The organism is Pseudoalteromonas sp. SR41-4 (genome assembly GCF_014163985.1).
Lineage (GTDB): Bacteria > Pseudomonadota > Gammaproteobacteria > Enterobacterales > Alteromonadaceae > Pseudoalteromonas > Pseudoalteromonas rhizosphaerae.
The window spans coordinates 186663-204960 of sequence record NZ_JACJEI010000001.1; the positions used below are offsets into that span (position 1 = coordinate 186663).

At 41.2% G+C, this 18298-nt stretch carries 12 protein-coding genes; 4 read left to right on the top strand and 8 right to left on the bottom strand.

Translation table 11 applies throughout. The annotated features are described in order from the left end of the window. Position 1: 1 nt before the first annotated feature. Positions 2 to 1159: an efflux RND transporter periplasmic adaptor subunit gene (locus tag H5180_RS00685; RefSeq protein ID WP_182730778.1), complete on the bottom strand. Its 1158-nt coding sequence runs from the start codon at positions 1157 to 1159 to the stop codon at positions 2 to 4. A gap of 409 nt (positions 1160 to 1568) precedes the next feature. Next, positions 1569 to 3269 carry a cyanophycinase gene (locus tag H5180_RS00690; protein WP_182730779.1) on the bottom strand — a complete coding sequence of 567 codons (1701 nt, stop codon included), beginning with the start codon at positions 3267 to 3269 and terminating at the stop codon, positions 1569 to 1571. 339 nt (positions 3270 to 3608) lie between these two features. Here H5180_RS00690 and H5180_RS00695 point away from each other — a divergent pair, with 339 nt between their 5' ends. The 3 genes from H5180_RS00695 (at position 3609) to iadA (ending at position 9288) form a co-directional block, all read left to right on the top strand. Next, the gene (locus tag H5180_RS00695; RefSeq protein ID WP_182730780.1) at positions 3609 to 6539 is read left to right on the top strand and encodes a TonB-dependent receptor domain-containing protein; all 2931 of its coding nucleotides are present in this window, start codon (positions 3609 to 3611) and stop codon (positions 6537 to 6539) included. A 163-nt stretch (positions 6540 to 6702) separates the two neighbouring features. Continuing rightward, positions 6703 to 8109, top strand: a complete 1407-nt coding sequence (gene yfcC / locus H5180_RS00700) for a putative basic amino acid antiporter YfcC (protein ID WP_182757455.1) — start codon at positions 6703 to 6705, stop codon at positions 8107 to 8109. A 12-nt stretch (positions 8110 to 8121) separates the two neighbouring features. After that, positions 8122 to 9288 carry a beta-aspartyl-peptidase gene (iadA, locus tag H5180_RS00705; RefSeq protein ID WP_182757456.1) on the top strand — a complete coding sequence of 389 codons (1167 nt, stop codon included), beginning with the start codon at positions 8122 to 8124 and terminating at the stop codon, positions 9286 to 9288. 30 nt (positions 9289 to 9318) lie between these two features. On the opposite strand, the gene H5180_RS00710 is transcribed toward iadA, so the two are convergent. The 3 genes from H5180_RS00710 to H5180_RS00720 form a co-directional block, all read right to left on the bottom strand. Further along, positions 9319 to 10614 (bottom strand): hemolysin family protein, encoded by a 1296-nt coding sequence (locus tag H5180_RS00710; protein ID WP_182757457.1) that lies wholly within the window; start codon positions 10612 to 10614, stop codon positions 9319 to 9321. 131 nt (positions 10615 to 10745) lie between these two features. Continuing rightward, positions 10746 to 11438 (bottom strand): ABC transporter substrate-binding protein, encoded by a 693-nt coding sequence (locus tag H5180_RS00715; protein ID WP_145234415.1) that lies wholly within the window; start codon positions 11436 to 11438, stop codon positions 10746 to 10748. Positions 11439 to 11552: 114 nt separating this feature from the next. Continuing rightward, positions 11553 to 12665 carry an arginase family protein gene (locus H5180_RS00720; RefSeq protein ID WP_145234417.1) on the bottom strand — a complete coding sequence of 371 codons (1113 nt, stop codon included), beginning with the start codon at positions 12663 to 12665 and terminating at the stop codon, positions 11553 to 11555. 429 nt (positions 12666 to 13094) lie between these two features. On the opposite strand from H5180_RS00720, the gene udp reads away from it, so the two are divergent. Beyond that, positions 13095 to 13850: a uridine phosphorylase gene (gene udp / locus H5180_RS00725; protein WP_149979966.1), complete on the top strand. Its 756-nt coding sequence runs from the start codon at positions 13095 to 13097 to the stop codon at positions 13848 to 13850. On the opposite strand, the gene cdd is transcribed toward udp, so the two are convergent. From cdd to ppc, 3 genes are all read right to left on the bottom strand, one after another. After that, positions 13831 to 14763 (bottom strand): cytidine deaminase, encoded by a 933-nt coding sequence (cdd, locus tag H5180_RS00730; RefSeq protein WP_182757458.1) that lies wholly within the window; start codon positions 14761 to 14763, stop codon positions 13831 to 13833. The two genes, udp and cdd, sit on opposite strands and share 20 nt — an antisense overlap. 48 nt (positions 14764 to 14811) lie before the next feature. After that, the gene (locus H5180_RS00735) at positions 14812 to 15189 is read right to left on the bottom strand and encodes a hypothetical protein (protein ID WP_145234423.1); all 378 of its coding nucleotides are present in this window, start codon (positions 15187 to 15189) and stop codon (positions 14812 to 14814) included. A 396-nt stretch (positions 15190 to 15585) separates the two neighbouring features. Further along, a complete protein-coding gene (ppc, locus tag H5180_RS00740) occupies positions 15586 to 18231 on the bottom strand; it encodes a phosphoenolpyruvate carboxylase (RefSeq protein ID WP_182717606.1) in 2646 nt (881 codons plus the stop codon). Between the last annotated feature and the right edge of the window lie 67 nt (positions 18232 to 18298).

The following is an 18298-nucleotide window of genomic DNA, read 5'->3' on the forward strand; positions in this document are numbered from 1 at the left end:
GTTATTGAGTTTTAGTAGCTGACTCGGCAGGCACTGCATTAACAGGTGCGCCCGGTGCTATTTTTTGTAAACCTTCAACAATTAGTTGATCGCCGTCGTTCAAGCCACTTGTCACTAACCAGTTAGCACCTACTGTACGGTCAGTTTTTAATACTCGCGCTTCAACAGTATTATCTTTACTCACCACCATAGCTGTAGGCTCACCTTTGCTATTACGACTAACACCGCGTTGCGGCACTAAAATAGCATTAGACTTAACACCTTCAACAACCACAGCTCTGACGTACATACCTGGTAATAGTAGCTTTTCAGGGTTTGGAAATTTGGCGCGTAACGTTACTGAGCCAGTACCTGGATCTACAGTTACTTCAGAAAACTGCAAAGTGCCAGTGTGCGGATACACAGAGCCATCCTCCATAGTGAGTTCAACCTTTGATTGCGCAGTAAGATCTTTATCAAGCTCACCATTAGCAATCGCTTTTTTCAAACGAGTCAACTCACTACTTGATTGGGTAAGGTCAATATAAATTGGGTCAAGCTGAGTGACGGTTGCTAATACGGTTGCTTGATTAGCACTTACCAAAGCACCTACGGTCACGTTCGATTTGCCAATTTGACCACTAATAGGTGATGAAACCTTACTATAGTTAAGATTGATCTGTGCGGTTTTAAGCTGCGCTTGAGCTGTTAATAAATCAGCCTGCGCGCCTTTATAACTTGCGTCTGCTTCATCAAAATCTTGTTGACTGACTGCTTTTATTGCTAGTAACTCAGCATAACGATCTGATTTAGCTTTTGCATTAGCAATGCTTGCTTGTGCCTTACTAATAGCAGCTTTACTACTTGCTACTTGCGCATCGAATGTAGCTGGGTCGATTTGATATAAAGCCTGACCTTTTTTGACTTCAGCACCTTGAGTGAATAAACGTGATTGAATGATACCGCTTACCTGAGGACGAATTTGCGCCACTTGAGACGCAGTTACTCGCCCTGGAAGCTCCTTAGTAAGTGTTAATGGTTGGCTTTTTAATGTAATTACGCCAACAGGAGCTGGCTGCGCAGCAGGCGCATTCGCCTGCTGAGTTTGATCGCAACCGGATAAAGCAACTGCACTTGCCAAAGCGGTGACAGTAAAAAGAACGACGCGAGAACGCTGCATGTTAACTACCCTTAATTTAGAATGAACGATCATTCTAAATTAAATTATTACATTTTCCAATGTTAATTGAGAATTATTTTTAAAAGATCTAAGAGCATGTAAAGTGATGTAAAAAGACTTGACGGTGAGCTAAAAAACAGAACAACTCGATTGCTAATTGCAGGTACAAAAAGAGTTAATTTTATCTTTAATGAGCATAACAATGCAGCTGCAGTAAATATTAAAAATAGTCATTTTGTACGTCTGGAACGAAAAGCGACACAGCAAGCAGATGTTCAATCATCGGTTGTGAGATTTGAGGGGAAATGGGTAGCTAATATATCCAAATTGGTGTTGTTGACAATTTAACACATTACTTTGTCATTTAAAGAAGAGCTACTGTGAGTAACAGTAGCTCTACATCAAAGCATCATTGAATCGTCGTAATATTAACGCTAAGTCGTTCAATTGCACAGCCATAACTGCTTGGACTTATTCTCTGATACTGGGTATTTTTGCTGGCATTTAAAGTCACTATAAACTCATCTTGCTGACCTACCGCTGACTGCTCATTAGTTAAACACATTGCCTGAGTAAGCGAGCGCAATTTAGCATCGGTGAGTATGTTATTGAAACGCTGCATTGGCAAAGGTGGTATTTTGATTGCAGGCAAAGCACTGTCTATAGTACGTTGGCTTAATTGGTACCCTTGGGGTGTTACATCTATAATTGCACCAGCTGGCCAAAATGAATAATCAAAACTGTATTTATCTTTGCCCTTATTTAAATGCACTACCCCATGCTTACCTAACACTGTCACAATCGTACTCAGTTGTGATTTTATGATCACCAAGGCTGTCGTTTCATCAACACCAAAGCCATACTGTTGCCCTGTTTTTGCAAGCAATGTCGCTAAACGCACAGTGCGATTTCGCTCACTAAAATGGGTGTCAACTATACCTGCACTAAAGCTGCCCAGCCCACCATTAGTTTGATAGGTTAATGTATCTGCGCTTAGCCCTTGATTACAATCATCTTCACAACGTTCACTCGGTGCAGAAACTGCGTGCGCACCATCGCGCAATGCAGCTAAACTAGTGCCATTAGTGATCATCGCAACACTACCAAACTGGTTACTGCCACCACTTTGAATGGCTGTGCCTGCACTTGTACCTACCAATAGCGGACGTGAACGTATAGCATTGGTCCATGGATAAGGCTTGCCCGTACCATCAAATAACACTTTTCGAGTTAAACTTTGATCGCCACCGTTGAGCATAATACCTGTTGCAGATTCGATTTTTGCAACTAAATTATCAACACCCGCGTCGCATAGTTGTTGCTCAGCTTGAATACGGTCAGGATAGATTTTGTGGCGATTAAACACCTGCATGTTTTGCTGGCGAAATTGCGCTAGCTTTTCACATTGCCCAGTTGTGATTGCTTGCGCTAATGCCGGAGTTAATGCCAGCCATGAACTTTTAATACGATCAAAATCCAGTAAGCCTTCGTAAAAGTCAGCCGATTCATAAGGGTCGCGACTCGATGCTGTGATAGCTAATAAGCTCGGCTGTTTACTATTTACTTTAGCTGTTGCAGAAATAAAATTAACTATATCATTAGCAGCCGGCTCATTATTTTGTTTACTTTGCACCGTTTCTTTTATGCGCTGCCCTTTAGCATCAACAACCGCCACTTCCAGCATATCAGTGACAAAGTTATATTCTCGATCAGTTAAATTATTGAGCGAGCGGCTATCTAAATCCCGCCAAGCCCATAGCAAAGACCCTTTATCGATAAGATTAGGCTGTTGCTTGGCAATTTTTGATAAAACCCGCAAGGTTTCATTGCGGTTATTAGTACTATCATCAGGCCATTGGCTTTTTATTTCTTTTAGTGCTTTGCCCGTCAATTGAAATTGATTCGCTTTTTTTCCTATTAATGATGTTTTTTCAATGCAATTTTTAGGACTTAAACTTGAACAAGTCGTTAATGCGCCACCAATTAACAGCAAGGTTTGCTCAGTTTGATTTGCAGATATATTCGCCGAAAAAGCGGTCATTACCAGTGTAAAAGCAGCAAAAAAACCGCATTTAGGGCTCTTTGCAAGATGTTCCCGAAAGTTTTCCATAATGTTATACTCATGTAAAAAATGATAAAAAATAGCTTGCAGTAAAACTTTATGCTTGCTATAAAAATAAGGAACTTTTAAATCGCGAGTAAGCTAGCACCCAAATACTAGCTTTGTCAAAAACCTTTTGGATTGGAATTATGTTTAAAAACGCAACATCGCTGTGTACATATTTCTACTCTCCTCACTACCTTTCGGAGTGGTTTGACGAGTAGCCACTGCCTCACATTCTCTGTGAGGGGCTAACTGTGTCTATCGATCACGGCCCTGTCTAAATAATCAAAAAATAAGCACTGTACAGTACACCTGTGCTTAAAATAAAGACAAAGGTAAACCAATATGTTTCGTCAATTAACAATTGCAACGGCAATAAGCGCAGTGCTTTGCCCAACTTTTTTGTATGCGCAAGAAAACACTAAAGCTGAAAACATTGAACGAGTAGAAGTCACCGGATCACGTTTAAAAGGCGTCGATCTTGAAGGAACGATTCCACTAACGGTATTAGACCAAGATGCCATCAAACGCTCTGGCGCCAACACGATTCACGAATTACTAAAGGATTTATCCGTGTTCAAAGGTGGTAGCGGCACTTTTTCCACTTCAGAAAGCGGTGGCACATCCACCTCAACACCTGCGGGACAATCTGCAGCAAGCCTACGTGGCATGGGCCCATCAGCCACATTAACACTGATTAATGGTCGTCGTGTTGCGCCCAGTTCATTTGCCGCTGGCACGGAAAACTTTGTCGATGTGAACTCAATTCCACTTGCAGCTATCGAGCGCATTGATATTCTTGCAACCGGTGCATCAGCGGTTTACGGTGCAGATGCCGTAGCAGGTGTAATTAACTATATTTTAAAAGATGACTTTGAAGGCGCTGAAGTAAACGCATCCTACGCAAACAGCTTTAACAGTCATGATGAAGGTAAAAAACAACTTAACCTAGTATACGGTACAAAAATTGGTGAGAGTAACTTAACGGTTTTTGCCGATATTTTTGACCGTAACGCATTTAAAGCAACCGATCGAGATTTCACTGCATCATCACCACTGGTGAATAGTTATTCGTACTTACCAAAACTTGAAAACGCACCAAATATTTATTATTACAGCTCGCGTGATGGGAATGAATTGCCAGCGCCAAATTGCCAGACTGAATTAGTTACAACTGAATTTGGTGAAGACATTTGTGCCTATTACCCAAATCAAGACGATTATCTGGATACGCCATTTGAGAGTCTATCGACTGGCTTTATGTTCAATAGCAGCTTAGGCGGTGTTGATTGGCATACTGACTTTTTCTATAGCCAAACAAAGGCAAAAGCGTACTCGTCACCCTCACCGATTAATCAAATAAATGATGAAGATGGTCCTTTCATTTTAGAAGATGCGCTGTTCATTTATGATAATGCAGATGGCAGTAATGATTTGATGGATCAAGTGTTTATTGACCCATTTGAATTTGATACGCAAGCTGGCCGCGAAGTTTACGGCTTTGGCTTTGATGCGCGTTTTAATGCCCCACGTACTGTCGAAGTAGAAACTAAAAACTTCCGCTTAGTGAGTAGCCTTGCAGGTGATGTTGGTGACTGGAGCTGGGAGTCAGGCGTAACCTTTTCTCGCTCAAGCTCTGAGCAAGAAGCCATTGATGGTATTTACAATCGCTATCAATTTCATGCCGCCATTACTGGTGAACTATGCTCAGACGGTACATTAGCAAACTACGACGGCGCGAACCTTAACTGTGTATCAGGCGATTTACTGCCATTTTATAATCCATTTGTGCAAGGCGATGCCGCCAACGATGCGGTTTTAGCAACGGCACAGGCACGTCCAACACGCAGTGGCGAAAGCACCGTATACGGCTGGGATGCAAACTTTAACGGTGAGCTATTCACCTTTAATGATTTACCCGCTTATGCATCATTTGGAGTTGAAGCTCGCCGTGAAGAATTAACTGACATTCCATCACTTGACTCGCAAGCACGCCCTGAAAACCGCTACTTAGTGGATGTATTTGGTTTTGGCTCGAGCTTATCAGAGGCTGATCGCACTCAATACGCGGCGTTCGCAGAAATAAGTGTATCATTGACCGATCAAGTTGAGCTACAGGCGGCAGGACGTTACGATCATTATGACGATTTTGGCGGCACCTTTAATCCAAAAATAGGCTTAAGCTATCGTCCTAACGACTCGTTAGTGTTACGTGGCTCATGGTCTACGTCATTCCGTGCCCCTTCTCTTACGCAAGCTGGTGTTAAATTAAGAACCACTCAATCAACCTTCGATTGCGGTGCTAACCAAGCAGTATCTGATCTTTATTGTATGGGCCAAGGAACAGAGGTAAGTGTTAACTCACTCGAGCTTGGAAATAAAAATCTTAAAGCAGAAGAATCAGAAGCTATTAGTGTTGGTTTTGCTTGGAGCCCAAGCGCTGATACTAACCTAACCGTTGATTACTGGCAGTTTGATCACGAAGAAGTGATTGATACTAATATGACTGCGGTGCTAGATCGTGCCATTACTGATGCATCACTGCGCCATTGCGGTATTGTCCCAGAAGGTCAACAAGGTATTTCTTACGATAATAGGTTATGTGGTGTCTATGACAATAGTGGTTTAAGTATCGAGCAAGATGGTGCCAATCTAAATGAAATTTTAGATAACTATATTACCGAGTTTAACCCACGTGATGATGAGCTATTTTTACCATTATTTCGTGACCATGTTATCCCACTTGAAAATACCGGCACACAAACATTAGCAGGGATTGATATTAAGTTTGATCACCGTTTTAGGCTTTCAGGTGGCGATTTAACTTTTGCATTTGATGGCACGCACTATCTTGAATTTGAGCGCAGTAAACCAGGGTCTGATGCAATTGAAAAGTTAGTTGGCACGTATCGCTACCCTGAAAACATCGGTCGCATGTCAATCGATTGGGAAGCTCAAAGCTACTACCTGAACCTTGGCGCAAATTACACCAGCAGCTATGATGATGACATTGAAGGACTTCGAGGCCGTGAAATTGATGAACTGGAAAGTTTAGGTAAACTTGACTCACAAGGTAATCATCAAGTTGACGATTGGCTCGTATGGGATTTATCTGCAGGTTACTACGTAAATAAAGCCCTTACCTTAAGAGCGCGCATTGATAATATTTTTGACAAAGAGCCGCCACAGCTATACGGCTCAAGTCGTGGTTTTGATTCTATAAACCATAATGCTTATGGCGCGCGTTATACATTTAGTGTCAGCTATCGTTTCTAAAAATTATACGCGCAGCACTAGTCGCTGTGCGTAACACCATCCAAATTGTACTAAGTGGCTTTGCTTTGTAGAGTAAGGTCACTTATTCAAATAAACTTCGTGTTAAAATAAGCAGGTGTGCGGCTTAGTCTAAGCAACCTATTTCTTTGCGAAAAGTGAAATTATGAAAAACAAACAATTTACTATGCCTGATGCAAGTATCATCTTGTTATCAGTTGCATTAATTGCCTACTTGGCAACCTTGTTTATTACTCCTGGGATGTTTAACGCCCAAAAAGATAGCCACAGTGTTGAACTTTCTCAATACCAAACAGTGGCTGTAAGCGAGCAAACGCCGCTGTTTGCTGAAGGCGGTGAAATTGGCCTGGCAAATGTGTTGTTTGAAGGTTTAGTATCGGGTGACAAGTACGGCGCAACCATCGGTGTCATGGCATTTATATTAATTACCGGCGGCGCGTTCGGTATCATTATGAAAACAGGCGCAATTAATAACGGTATTATGGCGCTTATCAATAAAACTCAGCGAGTTGAATGGCTGTTTCTACCATTATTATTTGTGTTATTTTCGTTAGGTGGCGCAGTATTTGGTATGGGCGAAGAAGCCATTGCTTTTTGTATTGTCTTACTACCGATCATGAAACAGCTCGGCTATGATGCCAGAGTAACGGTTTTAACTACGTATGTTGCCACACAAATTGGCTTTGCAACGTCTTGGATGAATCCTTTTAGTATTGCAATTGCACAATCTATTGCTGAAATACCAGTTTTTTCTGGTGCTGGCTTTAGAATGATCGCATGGGTTGTGTTTACACTATTTGGTTTATTTTTTACTATACGTTATGCCAACTCGATCAGAACCATTAACACCGCGCAAAGCGACTCCCATACTGATATAAAATTAGATACCGCCGATAAACTTATCTTGATTACTTTTATAGCGGGTATTACTTGGGTTGTGTGGGGTGTGATGGCGCGCCAATACTATATTCCAGAGCTCGCAGCACAGTTTTTTTGTATTGGTGTGCTCAGTGCTTTTATAGCCAGTATTTTTAATAAACAAACAGCCAACCAAAGTGCAGATGCATTTAAACATGGTGCACAAGAATTGTTGCCCGCAGCTATGTTAGTCGCTCTTGCCAAAGGGGTGGTATTATTACTTGGCGGCAGTGATTTAAATGCACCGTCAACCTTAAATACATTACTTTATCATAGTGCTAGTAGTATCGCTGCGGTACCAGACTTTGTTGCGGCATGGGGAATGTTATTATTTCAAAGTGTGTTTAACTTTTTTGTTTCTTCAGGGTCCGGCCAAGCCGCTATCACTATGCCACTGATGTCTCCATTAGGCGATTTACTCAATGTCTCACGACAAATTGTGGTATTAGCTTTTCAGTTTGGCGATGGCTTAACGAATATATTCATTCCAACCTCAGCCAGCTTGATCGGTTGCTTAGGTATTGTAAAGCTTGATTGGAGCGAATGGGCAGCCTTTATTTGGCGTTTCACTTTAGCATTATTTACTTTAGCAAGCGGCTTCATATTTCTTGCTTATTTTATCAATTATCAATAAAAAGACTTCACTATGTTGACATTAATTCGAGGTGCAAACCTTTATACTCCAAGCCCTCAAGGGCAGATGGATGTACTCATCGCTGGTTCTAAAGTGATTGATTTTCGAACCGAGATCAAACTAGAAAGTAATACCGAAGTAAAGATTATCGATGGCCGAGGAAACATTCTAGTACCAGGCTTTGTTGACTCTCTGGTCCATATTACAGGCGGTGGCGGCGAAGCAGGTTTTACTAGTCGAACGCCAGAAATGAACTTAACTGATGCCACCTTAGCAGGTATTACAACCGTTATTGCAGCGCTGGGCACTGACTCAAGCAGTCGCACACTAACCAACTTAGTTGCTAAAGCGAAAGGCTTAAAAGAGCTTGGTCTTAATGTATTTTGCCATACTGGCTCTTATCACTTACCCGCTAAAACACTGACGGGTAGTATTACAAATGACCTAATGTATATTGACGAGTTTATTGGCGTAGGCGAAGTGGCGATTTCAGATCACCGTAGCAGCCAACCCACCGTTCAACAACTCGCAGAGCTGGCAGCAGAAGCAAAAGTCGCCGGCATGCTGAGCGCAAAAAAAGGCACCGTGAGCATTCATGTCGGCCCCGTTAATAGTCACTTAGCGATTCTGCATGAGGTTGATAAAAATACTGATATTTCATTGAGTCAGTTTTATCCAACACACATGAATAGAAATAAAGCGCTGCTTGACGCTGGGATTTTATTTTGTGAAGCCGGCGGTACAATTGATTTTACCACCAGCACAACTGAGTATGATCTTGCCCATGGCGAATATGCTGCCGCGCAAGCGTTAGCTTACTGTTTAACACACAATGTTAAGCCAACACAATTGACTATGAGTTCAGATGGCCATGCGAGCCTGCCAATATTTGACGAGCAATTTAATTTACTCGGGCTTGAAATTGGTAAAGAAGCATCTCTGTTAGGTGCTTTTCAACAAGCTGTACATCAATATGAGGTGAGTATAGAGCACGCATTAATGGCCATAACCACTAATCCCGCTAATGTACTGGGGATTAAAAAAGGCACTATTAGCAGAGGCTCAGACGCCGACTTAGTTTTACTTGATAGCAACACTTTAGCGCCACAACATGTATGGAGTAATGGCATTCATATGGTTGAGCACGGCTTTGCAGTAATAAAAGGCGCTTTTGAATAAATAATGAGGCGCATAGCGCCTCACATTTTATTATAAGGCTGGTTCTAGCGGTAGTATTTTAGACACCAATAACTGTTCAACTCGGATCCCTTCAACATCCACAACTTCAAATTTAAAACCTGCGTATTGAATATATTCTGCTCGTTTAGGAATTCGCTTCATGGTATAAATTAAAAATCCGGCAACAGTTTCATAATGCATTTGATCTGGAAATTCATCCACACCGAGCACTTTTGCCAGCTCAACGGCTGGGGTTAAACCATCAACTAACCATGAATTTGCATCACGTGCGATAATTAATTCATCACCATTATGGGTGATCAAATCTCCCATAAAGCCTTTCATCAGATCTTTAACTGTCACAATTCCCACGACAAGTGCGTATTCATTTACCACCACAGCGAAGGGTTTTGCTGCGCCTTTAAAGGCATTTAATGCCTCTGACAAACTCAGTGTTTCTGGTAGATAAAAAATCTCTTTTTCGAGCATTTCGTCGTTAATATTCGCTGCATCGCCTTTGAGCACTTGGCGAAGAATATCTTTTGATTCAACTGAGCCAATTAATTTATCTAAATTGCCATTGCATACCAAAAAATGATTATGTGGATGATCAATGATTTTGCCCGAAATACTATCGCTGGCTTCGTTAATATCAAAGTAGACTATTTGATCTCTAGGTGACATAACACTCGATAAAAAGCGCGCTTCTAAATCAAATACATTACCAATCAAATCATATTCTTGTTGTTGTAAGCTACCATATTCTGCGCCTGCATCCATCATTGCGACTATGTCTTCGGTAGTTACAATGTCTTCACGCTCTGCCGGCACATTGAATAAGCGTAAAACAATATTAGTTACACCATTAAAAAACAATACCAACGGTGTTAATGCATACGTTACCCAACGCATAATCGTGACTACGCGAACCGCAACAGCCTCTGGTAAGATCATAGCTAAGCGTTTTGGTAATAAATCCGCAAATAAAATAAACAATGAAGTAATTGTCAAAAACGACAGTAAAAAGCTAATTTGCGCCAGTAACGGTCCTTGATAAAACAACACAAGTACACTTTCAACATAAGGTGAAAGCGCTTGTTCGCCCACTATACCGCCTAAAATAGCAATTGCATTGAGAGCAATTTGGATCATGGCAAAAAAAGCACCCGGTTGCTCTTGCAGCTTTAATACTGCAGCCGCTTTAGCATTGCCTTCGTCAGCCATGACTCTTAATTTAATTTTACGTGATGCTGCGATGGCGATTTCCGACATAGCAAATAACGCACTGATCAAGATTAATAAACCAATCCCGATTAAGTCACCCATTTATAACTCCAAAAATAAGCGCTTTTATAAGCAAAAGCAGCTGGATTATAACCCCTTTTAAAGGTTGGGCAATTTAAATTTAACTAATATTAAAAGTAATTAAATATCAGTGCATTACCAACAATAAAAGCTTACTGATACGCGTTGAATGCGTTGCTGAGTTTGGTTTGAGTTGGCTTATCTAGCGCTTTGTTACAAGCAAAATACAGTGCTGGTTGCGTGATCTTGAGTCTTAAAATTGGTGTTAACTTGTCAGTAACCTGCCTTTTAGACTGTTCAAATTTAACGCGTTGTTCAGGTAATACGACGATATCGATAGTGCTTTGACGGCTTTGAACTATTTTAAAAATATTATCAAAACTATTCATCAGCATTAGATTTACACCTTCTTCAAAGCCCTGTGATAATAAAAAGTGATGGCTGTAATTATCTTTTAATACCGCAATTCGGTATTGCTTTGCTTGCTCTAGGGAATCGATAACGATGCTTTTCGAATTCAAAGCATAAAGATAAGTGTTCAACTGTGCTAATTCTGCAATCCAAATAAATTGCTTTTCACGAGAAGTTGAGCGCGCCATAGAAAAAATGCACGTTTGCGGATCGCGCAGTACCATATTAAATGCAGTACTCCAACTATGCACTGAAATTGTATAATCGAGTGTTGAAGAAGCTAACACCATTTGAACTTTATCAGCGATATAGCCAACAAGCTGTTCATTTTCATCAATATATTGAGCAGGCGGAAAGTTTTCTGTAACTATGTTTAATTTAGCTACAGTTTGACTACTTAAGATTATTAATAAAAAATAACACCACTTAGCCACTCTTACCCCACCGATTATTATTTTAAGCCTCTCTTGATGTAAATTAAATATAACGGCAAATAGCTGATTTGTGAATTAAAAAAGCAGCATGCTGCTTATATTAACTGTTATTGACTATGCGCGGTTCATGGCATTAATTAAAAATGCTGAAATTTTTGCACCTTCTCTAAGCGTTGTATCTGAACTCGATTGACCAATCAGTGAACTGTCAGTAAATGGGGCAATTTCCATCATATCAGCGCCAGTGATCGGAAATTCATCAGCCAAAGCAACTAAGATATCCAAAGCATGCTGCGGCGTTAAACCGTTCCCTTCGGGTGTGCCTGTTGCTGATGCAAACTCTTCATCGAGGGCGTCAATATCAAAGCTGACGTAGAGTTCATCAACATTATCAGCTTTAAGCTGAGCAATTACTTCTGCGGCAATTGCCGGCGCGCCTCGTTCGATGATCTCATGGGCCCAATGTTGTTTAACGCCAAAGGTAGATTCCCAGTGTTCTTTTGGCTTACCGCTTGAACGAATACCAAATTGGATCAGATGATGTGGTGCAGGTAAAAACTCTAAAATATGCGTGCACCACGAGCCAAAACATAAATCGATACCTAAACGCTCAACGAGTAAATCGGTATGCGCATCAAAGTGAATAATCGCAGTGCGTTTACCTTGCGCACGCTTTGCCTTCAAATACGCTTTAGTTAACGGGTAACTAATTGAATGATCACCACCAATACCAAAAATGCCTTTATCAGTAAACGTTGCATAAAAGCTATCGCATACATCTTCAGTGATAGACAACGGGCTGACATAATACTCACTGCTTGGATTATCATATAATGCCTGTTGGCAATTACTGATAGTCGCGTCGTTTAAATATTTATCATGCAATAAATGTGGAATAACCCTTACATCACCTAAATCAAACGACTTTGCCTGAGGCTGCTGATCAATCAATGCTGAACGTAAAAACAACGGCCCCCAGTTGGCGCCGCGTAAAATGCCACCACCACAGTCAGAGCTAATGCCTAAAGTCACCGCTTTATGCTCACTTTGACTAAGTGTATCGAGTGATGCACGCCATAGCGTATCGACATTATCTTCTTGTCCATACAGTTTCATACGCAGCGCCGCTTTACGTTCTTTTGCAGTATTAACCGTAAAAACGCCATCGCCCGGCGGACATAAACAGTGCTCAACTTTACTTTTAAATGTGTGCCATTGTGTACTCATTGCAATTCCTTACTGTGTGCTTTTGCGTAGTTATGCAAAAGAGCGTTGTTGAAAATAAAATTAATAAAAGATTCACGCGCCGATTTTCACTCGCAATTTTATTACTCTCGCCGCTTTAGCTACATTTTAAATAACTATATAAATCTCTATAATAACAATTGGTTATACTTATTCGTCCAACAACGTATAAACTAAAATAGAGTGCCTAGTAGGATTGATATAGTGTCTATGAATACAAGTCAACTACCGGCGATGACACAAATTAAAGTCAGTTGCTTGAATATTCAAAGAGAATGAATAAATTTGATAACGGACATCCGTCCTGTACAAGGCAATGCATTGTAGTAATTATGCTAAATTGACAACAACTCTTTATAAATTAGCGTTATTAACTGACGTTAGAACAAAAGTTATAAATAAGGCCCCGCTATGGAAAAGGTATTTCACTTAGGACTCACCCGCGACGATCTACACGGTGCAAAACTTGCAATTGTACCGGGCGATCCAGATCGTGCAGCACGTATTTCAACTTTTCTCGAAAACCCAACTTGCCTCGTCCAAACCCGAGAATTTCATGCTTACTTAGGTCAACTTAACGGTAACTCTGTGGTTATTTGCTCAACCGGTATTGGTGGTCCTTCAACCTCCATTGCAGTAGAAGAGCTGGCGCAATTGGGAGTTGAAACATTCTTACGAATTGGCACAACTGGCGCTATTCAACCTCATATTAATGAAGGTGATATTTTAATCAGCCAAGCATCTGTGCGTTTAGATGGTGCGAGCCAACATTTTGCGCCATTGAACTACCCTGCGGTGTCTGACTTTTTCGCCACACAAGCGATGGTAAATGCGTGCGGTAATTTAGGCATTGATTTTCATATTGGTATTACTGCATCAAGCGATACTTTTTACCCAGGTCAAGAACGTTACGACACTTACTCGGGTTATGTACCAAAAGCATTTCAAGGTAGCTGTGAAGAATGGCAAAAGCTGGGCGTGATGAACTATGAAATGGAATCAGCAACCTTATTTACAATGTGTGCAGCACTGGGGCTAAAAGCAGCCTGTGTAGCTGGTGTGTTGGTTAATCGTACTCGCCAAGAAATCCCCAATGTAGATCACGGCGAGATTGAGAAAAAATCAGTCGCCGTGGTACTAGAAGCCGCTAAATTGCTGTTGGCTTAATATTTAAACTTATACTTTGTAGTACTGGCAATTCGGTGTAACTTGCCAGTACTGCTTGACTGACACTCAACTGATTTCCCTTGCCCTGCGTTTGTAGTAACTCAATCCCTTTGACAACATCTTTAGTCATTGCCAAACCGGCTAAATGCAATTGACTCACCGCACTTTGCAGTGGTGATAAGCTCGGGCTATACGCGGCATTTTCCGCATAACAACCATAAAAATTGCCATTTTCGAAAGTACTAATTTTCACTGCGCTGTAATTTTCAGAGTAAGGTACATATGCAGCCAACGCATAACTTAGCAACGTTTTATCCAGTTCATCAGTTACAACAAATTCATGCTGTTGTGGAGCAGGGTTAAACAAACTATAAGAATTACCTAAATCTTGCGGGCCAAATGAGTGAGGGAGCAAATCAGCCAGCTTGAATTGCTGCTGCGGTAATAAAATATCAAAGCTCTGCGCATCAGCCAACTCATTCATAAATTGACGACAATAACCACATGGCGCATCACTGATAGCAATTTTAGCTATTTTTTTCGCGCCATTGAGCCAAGCGTTGTTAATTGCCGATTGTTCAGCATGAACCACTAAGCTTAATGCTTGTTGTGCAAATTCAACATTCGCCCCAAAATAAAAATGTTGCTCACCATGTTTATCGTAGCCAACTACAATTGCCCCAACAAAAAAATGTGAAATAGGCACAACTGCAAATTTTGCAGCAATAGGTAAACAGGCACGCAGTATAACCTCGACAGGTTGCTTATATTGCGCGCACAAAGCTGTAATATCAACGGTATTTAAAATACCCTTGTGCTGTTTTACGTGAAGATATAACTGCTGCTGTTGTTTTTCACTGAAGCTAAAAACGCAGCTAGTTTGAGTACTTACTGAAGGCGTTAATGAAGACATAGACTAGTTTTATGATTTAATGGCTAACTAGTTTAGAAGGTTCAACGCTTAAATGCTAGGTTGATTTACTAACCAATTTTTCGCGCTGTTAAAACAATCAAAATTTTCTGCTTTTATATCAAAGCGCTGTGCTTTTTGCAAAAACAAATCGTGCATAAAACCATCAAAACTAACGACGCGAGCAATAAAGCAACTAGCTAACCACTGAGATACTGCTGGCATAATAGTCAGCAGTTCACTTGCCGGAAATTTATGCGTTAATTCAGACACATCAACGAGTAACTTATTACTGCCGTAAATAGATACGTACTGCTGCGCGATTTGATAAAAGTTCATCACATCCTGTGCACTTGCCGTCCCTCTTAGCGTCATCATTATTAATGACGTAGATGCATCATACGTGATGCAAGTAGACACATTTGACATATTACTACTCAATTATTAATACACTTACCATTATGGCAAAACAGCCGACATTCTAGATAAAAAAAACAGACAGTCAATATCTAGTAGCAAATCAGGTCTGACCAGAGCGTTAATACAGAATAAAGGATGGTTTTTTTTGCTAAAATGATACCAAAAAATACCTTGTTGTAACTAAGTTATAACCTGAAACAGCTTAACGATAGGAAGTAACTGTATTCAATACATCTAAGCTGAACTAAGATTAAATAAGATGTTTAATGCGGATAAATATAACTTACTTGGTAATATATGCCCCGAACCTTACCAGCACAGCGCACTGTTAGTGCTCAATTAACTAATTAATGGACCTCTCGCTGCTAAACACAGCAAAGAAGTCCACACTTAATTATTGGATAATCAACCGGTATTACGCATACCTGCGGCAATCCCAGTCATAGTAATCATTAACGCGTTATCAATGTCACCAGAGCTGCCTTCTGCCGCTTCGCGCGAACGTTTTAACAACTCAACTTGAAGCACATTCAATGGATCCGTATACGGGTTGCGCAAACCAATAGACTCTTTTATCCAAGGTTGATCGGCAAGCAAACTTTGCTGTGGACTTAACGATTGTACCAGTGAAATAGCCTGCTTGAGCTCTTTACGCAGTTTTTCACCTAGTGGTTTATATTGCTCTTCAACTAAAGCGTCGTCGTAATGCGCACTTAACCAACAGTCCGCTTTACTGAATACCATTTCAAGCATTTCTAGACGGGCTCTGAAAAACGGCCAGCGTTGACTCATCTCATTAAGGGTGTCTATGCCGTGTTTTTCAAGTGCAGCTTGTAAACCAGTTAGTGCCCCAAGCCATGCTGGTAGCATTAAGCGATTTTGACTCCAAGCAAAAATCCACGGAATAGCTCGCAGGCTTTCAACACCACCATTGGGATTACGCTTTGCTGGACGCGAACCAAGCGGTAATTTTGATAGTTCCTGCTCTGGTGTTGCCATTCTAAAGTACGGCACAAAGTCTTCATCAAAACGCACTACATTACGGTAATGCTCACATGACTTTTCACTGATCAACGCCATTACATCACGCCATTCATCTTTTGGCTCTGGTGGTGGTAACAAATTACTTTCAAGCACAGCACCTGCATAGATGTTTAGACTTTCCAGCGCCACATTCGGTAGGCCAAACTTAAAGCGGATCATCTCCCCTTGTTCGGTAACACGCAGGCCACCTTTGAGTGAACCTGGTGGCTGTGAACGCAAGGCTTGCGCAGCAGGTGCGCCACCACGGCCAACAGTACCACCACGGCCATGGAATAATATCAGCTCAATACCGCGTTGCTCTGCCAATTGTACAAGCTTATCCATTGCCTCGTATTGCGCCCACCCGGCAGCCATCATCCCAGCATCTTTGGCTGAATCTGAGTAACCTATCATAACATTCTGTATGCCCTCAGCTTGGCCTCGATACCAGTTATTATCTAGCAATTGAGTAATAACATCGCTGCCTGCATTTAAGTCATCTAAGGTTTCAAATAATGGCGCAACAGGCAGTTTAAAACTACAACCACTTTCTTTTAATAGCAGTTGTACTGCTAATACATCAGAGGCTGTGCGTGCCATTGAAATAATATATAAACCAAACGTCGACGCATCTTGCTTGGCGATTACATCAAAGGTGTCGAGGACTTCTTTTACATCAGCGCTTGGTTGCCAATGTTTAGGAATAAGCGGGCGACGAGAGTTAAGCTCGGCTAATAAAAATGCCTGCTTATCTTCTTCTTGCCATTGGTCGTAATCACCTAAACCTAAATAACGAGTGAGCTCTGAAAATACCTGACTGTGGCGTGATGAGTCTTGGCGCACATCTAGTTTAGCTAAACGAATACCAAAGCTATTAATACGACGTAACACATCTAATAATAAGCCATTGGCTACCACCGCAATGTTACTCTTAAGCAACGAACGGTAGCATGCCTCAAGCGGCTGCTTTAACTGCTCAATGTCAGTGACGATGTCTTGTGCATCGGTGCGCTTATTCATAATTTTAGCGCCAAGATGAGCAACGGTTTCACTTACTTGCGCTTTGAGTACTTTTAATACCGCACGATACGGTTCAAAATCTTGTCCAGCGAGCTCGACTAGCTCATCACTGGCTTGTGACATAGAAAGCTCAGTGCTTAAAGTGTCGATATCGCGACTGTATAAATCCAGTGCCATCCAGCGCCCATGATCCAGCACTTGCTGCGTCACTAATGCTGTTACAAATGGATTGCCATCGCGATCGCCCCCCATCCATGAGGTAAATTCAACGGGGCTGTAATCGTTTGGTAACTCTAAATCAAGGTGCTCTTTTACTTCTTTATTAAAGTCTCGTAAAAAACGCGGAACGGCATGCCATAGGCTATTTTCGATAACTGCAAAACCCCATTTTGCTTCATCAATTGGGGTTGGACGTGAACGACGGATGTCGTCTGTATGCCATGCTTGGCTGATCAACTGTGCGATACGGTTTAATATATTTTCACGCTCATAAGGCAGGTTATCGGTACGCTCAAGAGCTGCTAAACAATCACTTAATTCAACGTGTTTGTTAATAATTGTACGGCGAGTTACTTCAGTTGGGTGTGCAGTTAAAACTAAATTGATATGCAGTTTAGCTAAACTTTCTGCGATTTCATTGGGATTTATTTTACCCTGCTGTGCGTGGCTAGCTAATGCTTTTAAAGTTTGTGTTAACGGGCTTAGCTGACAAAAACCCACGTCATTAAAACGAGAAATAGTATGAAACTGCTCTGCAACATTGGCTAGATTCAAAAAGTGATTAAAAGCACGTGCCACTGGCAGTAACTCTTCATCGGTTAAAGCATGCAGAACATTAATTAAGGTATGGCGGTCTTGCTCGTTTCCTGTGCGGGATGACTTAGCTAAAGCTCGAATTTCTTCTACTTTATCTAAAATCGCTTGTCCTTGGGCGTCTTTGATTGTTTGGCCTAATAATTGCCCCAATAAATTAACGTTCCCACGCAAGGCGGCATATTGTTCACTCATTCCTGATACTCCATTGTTGATGTTTATACCATAAAGGTACTAATAATAAGCCGTGTTCAATTTTTAA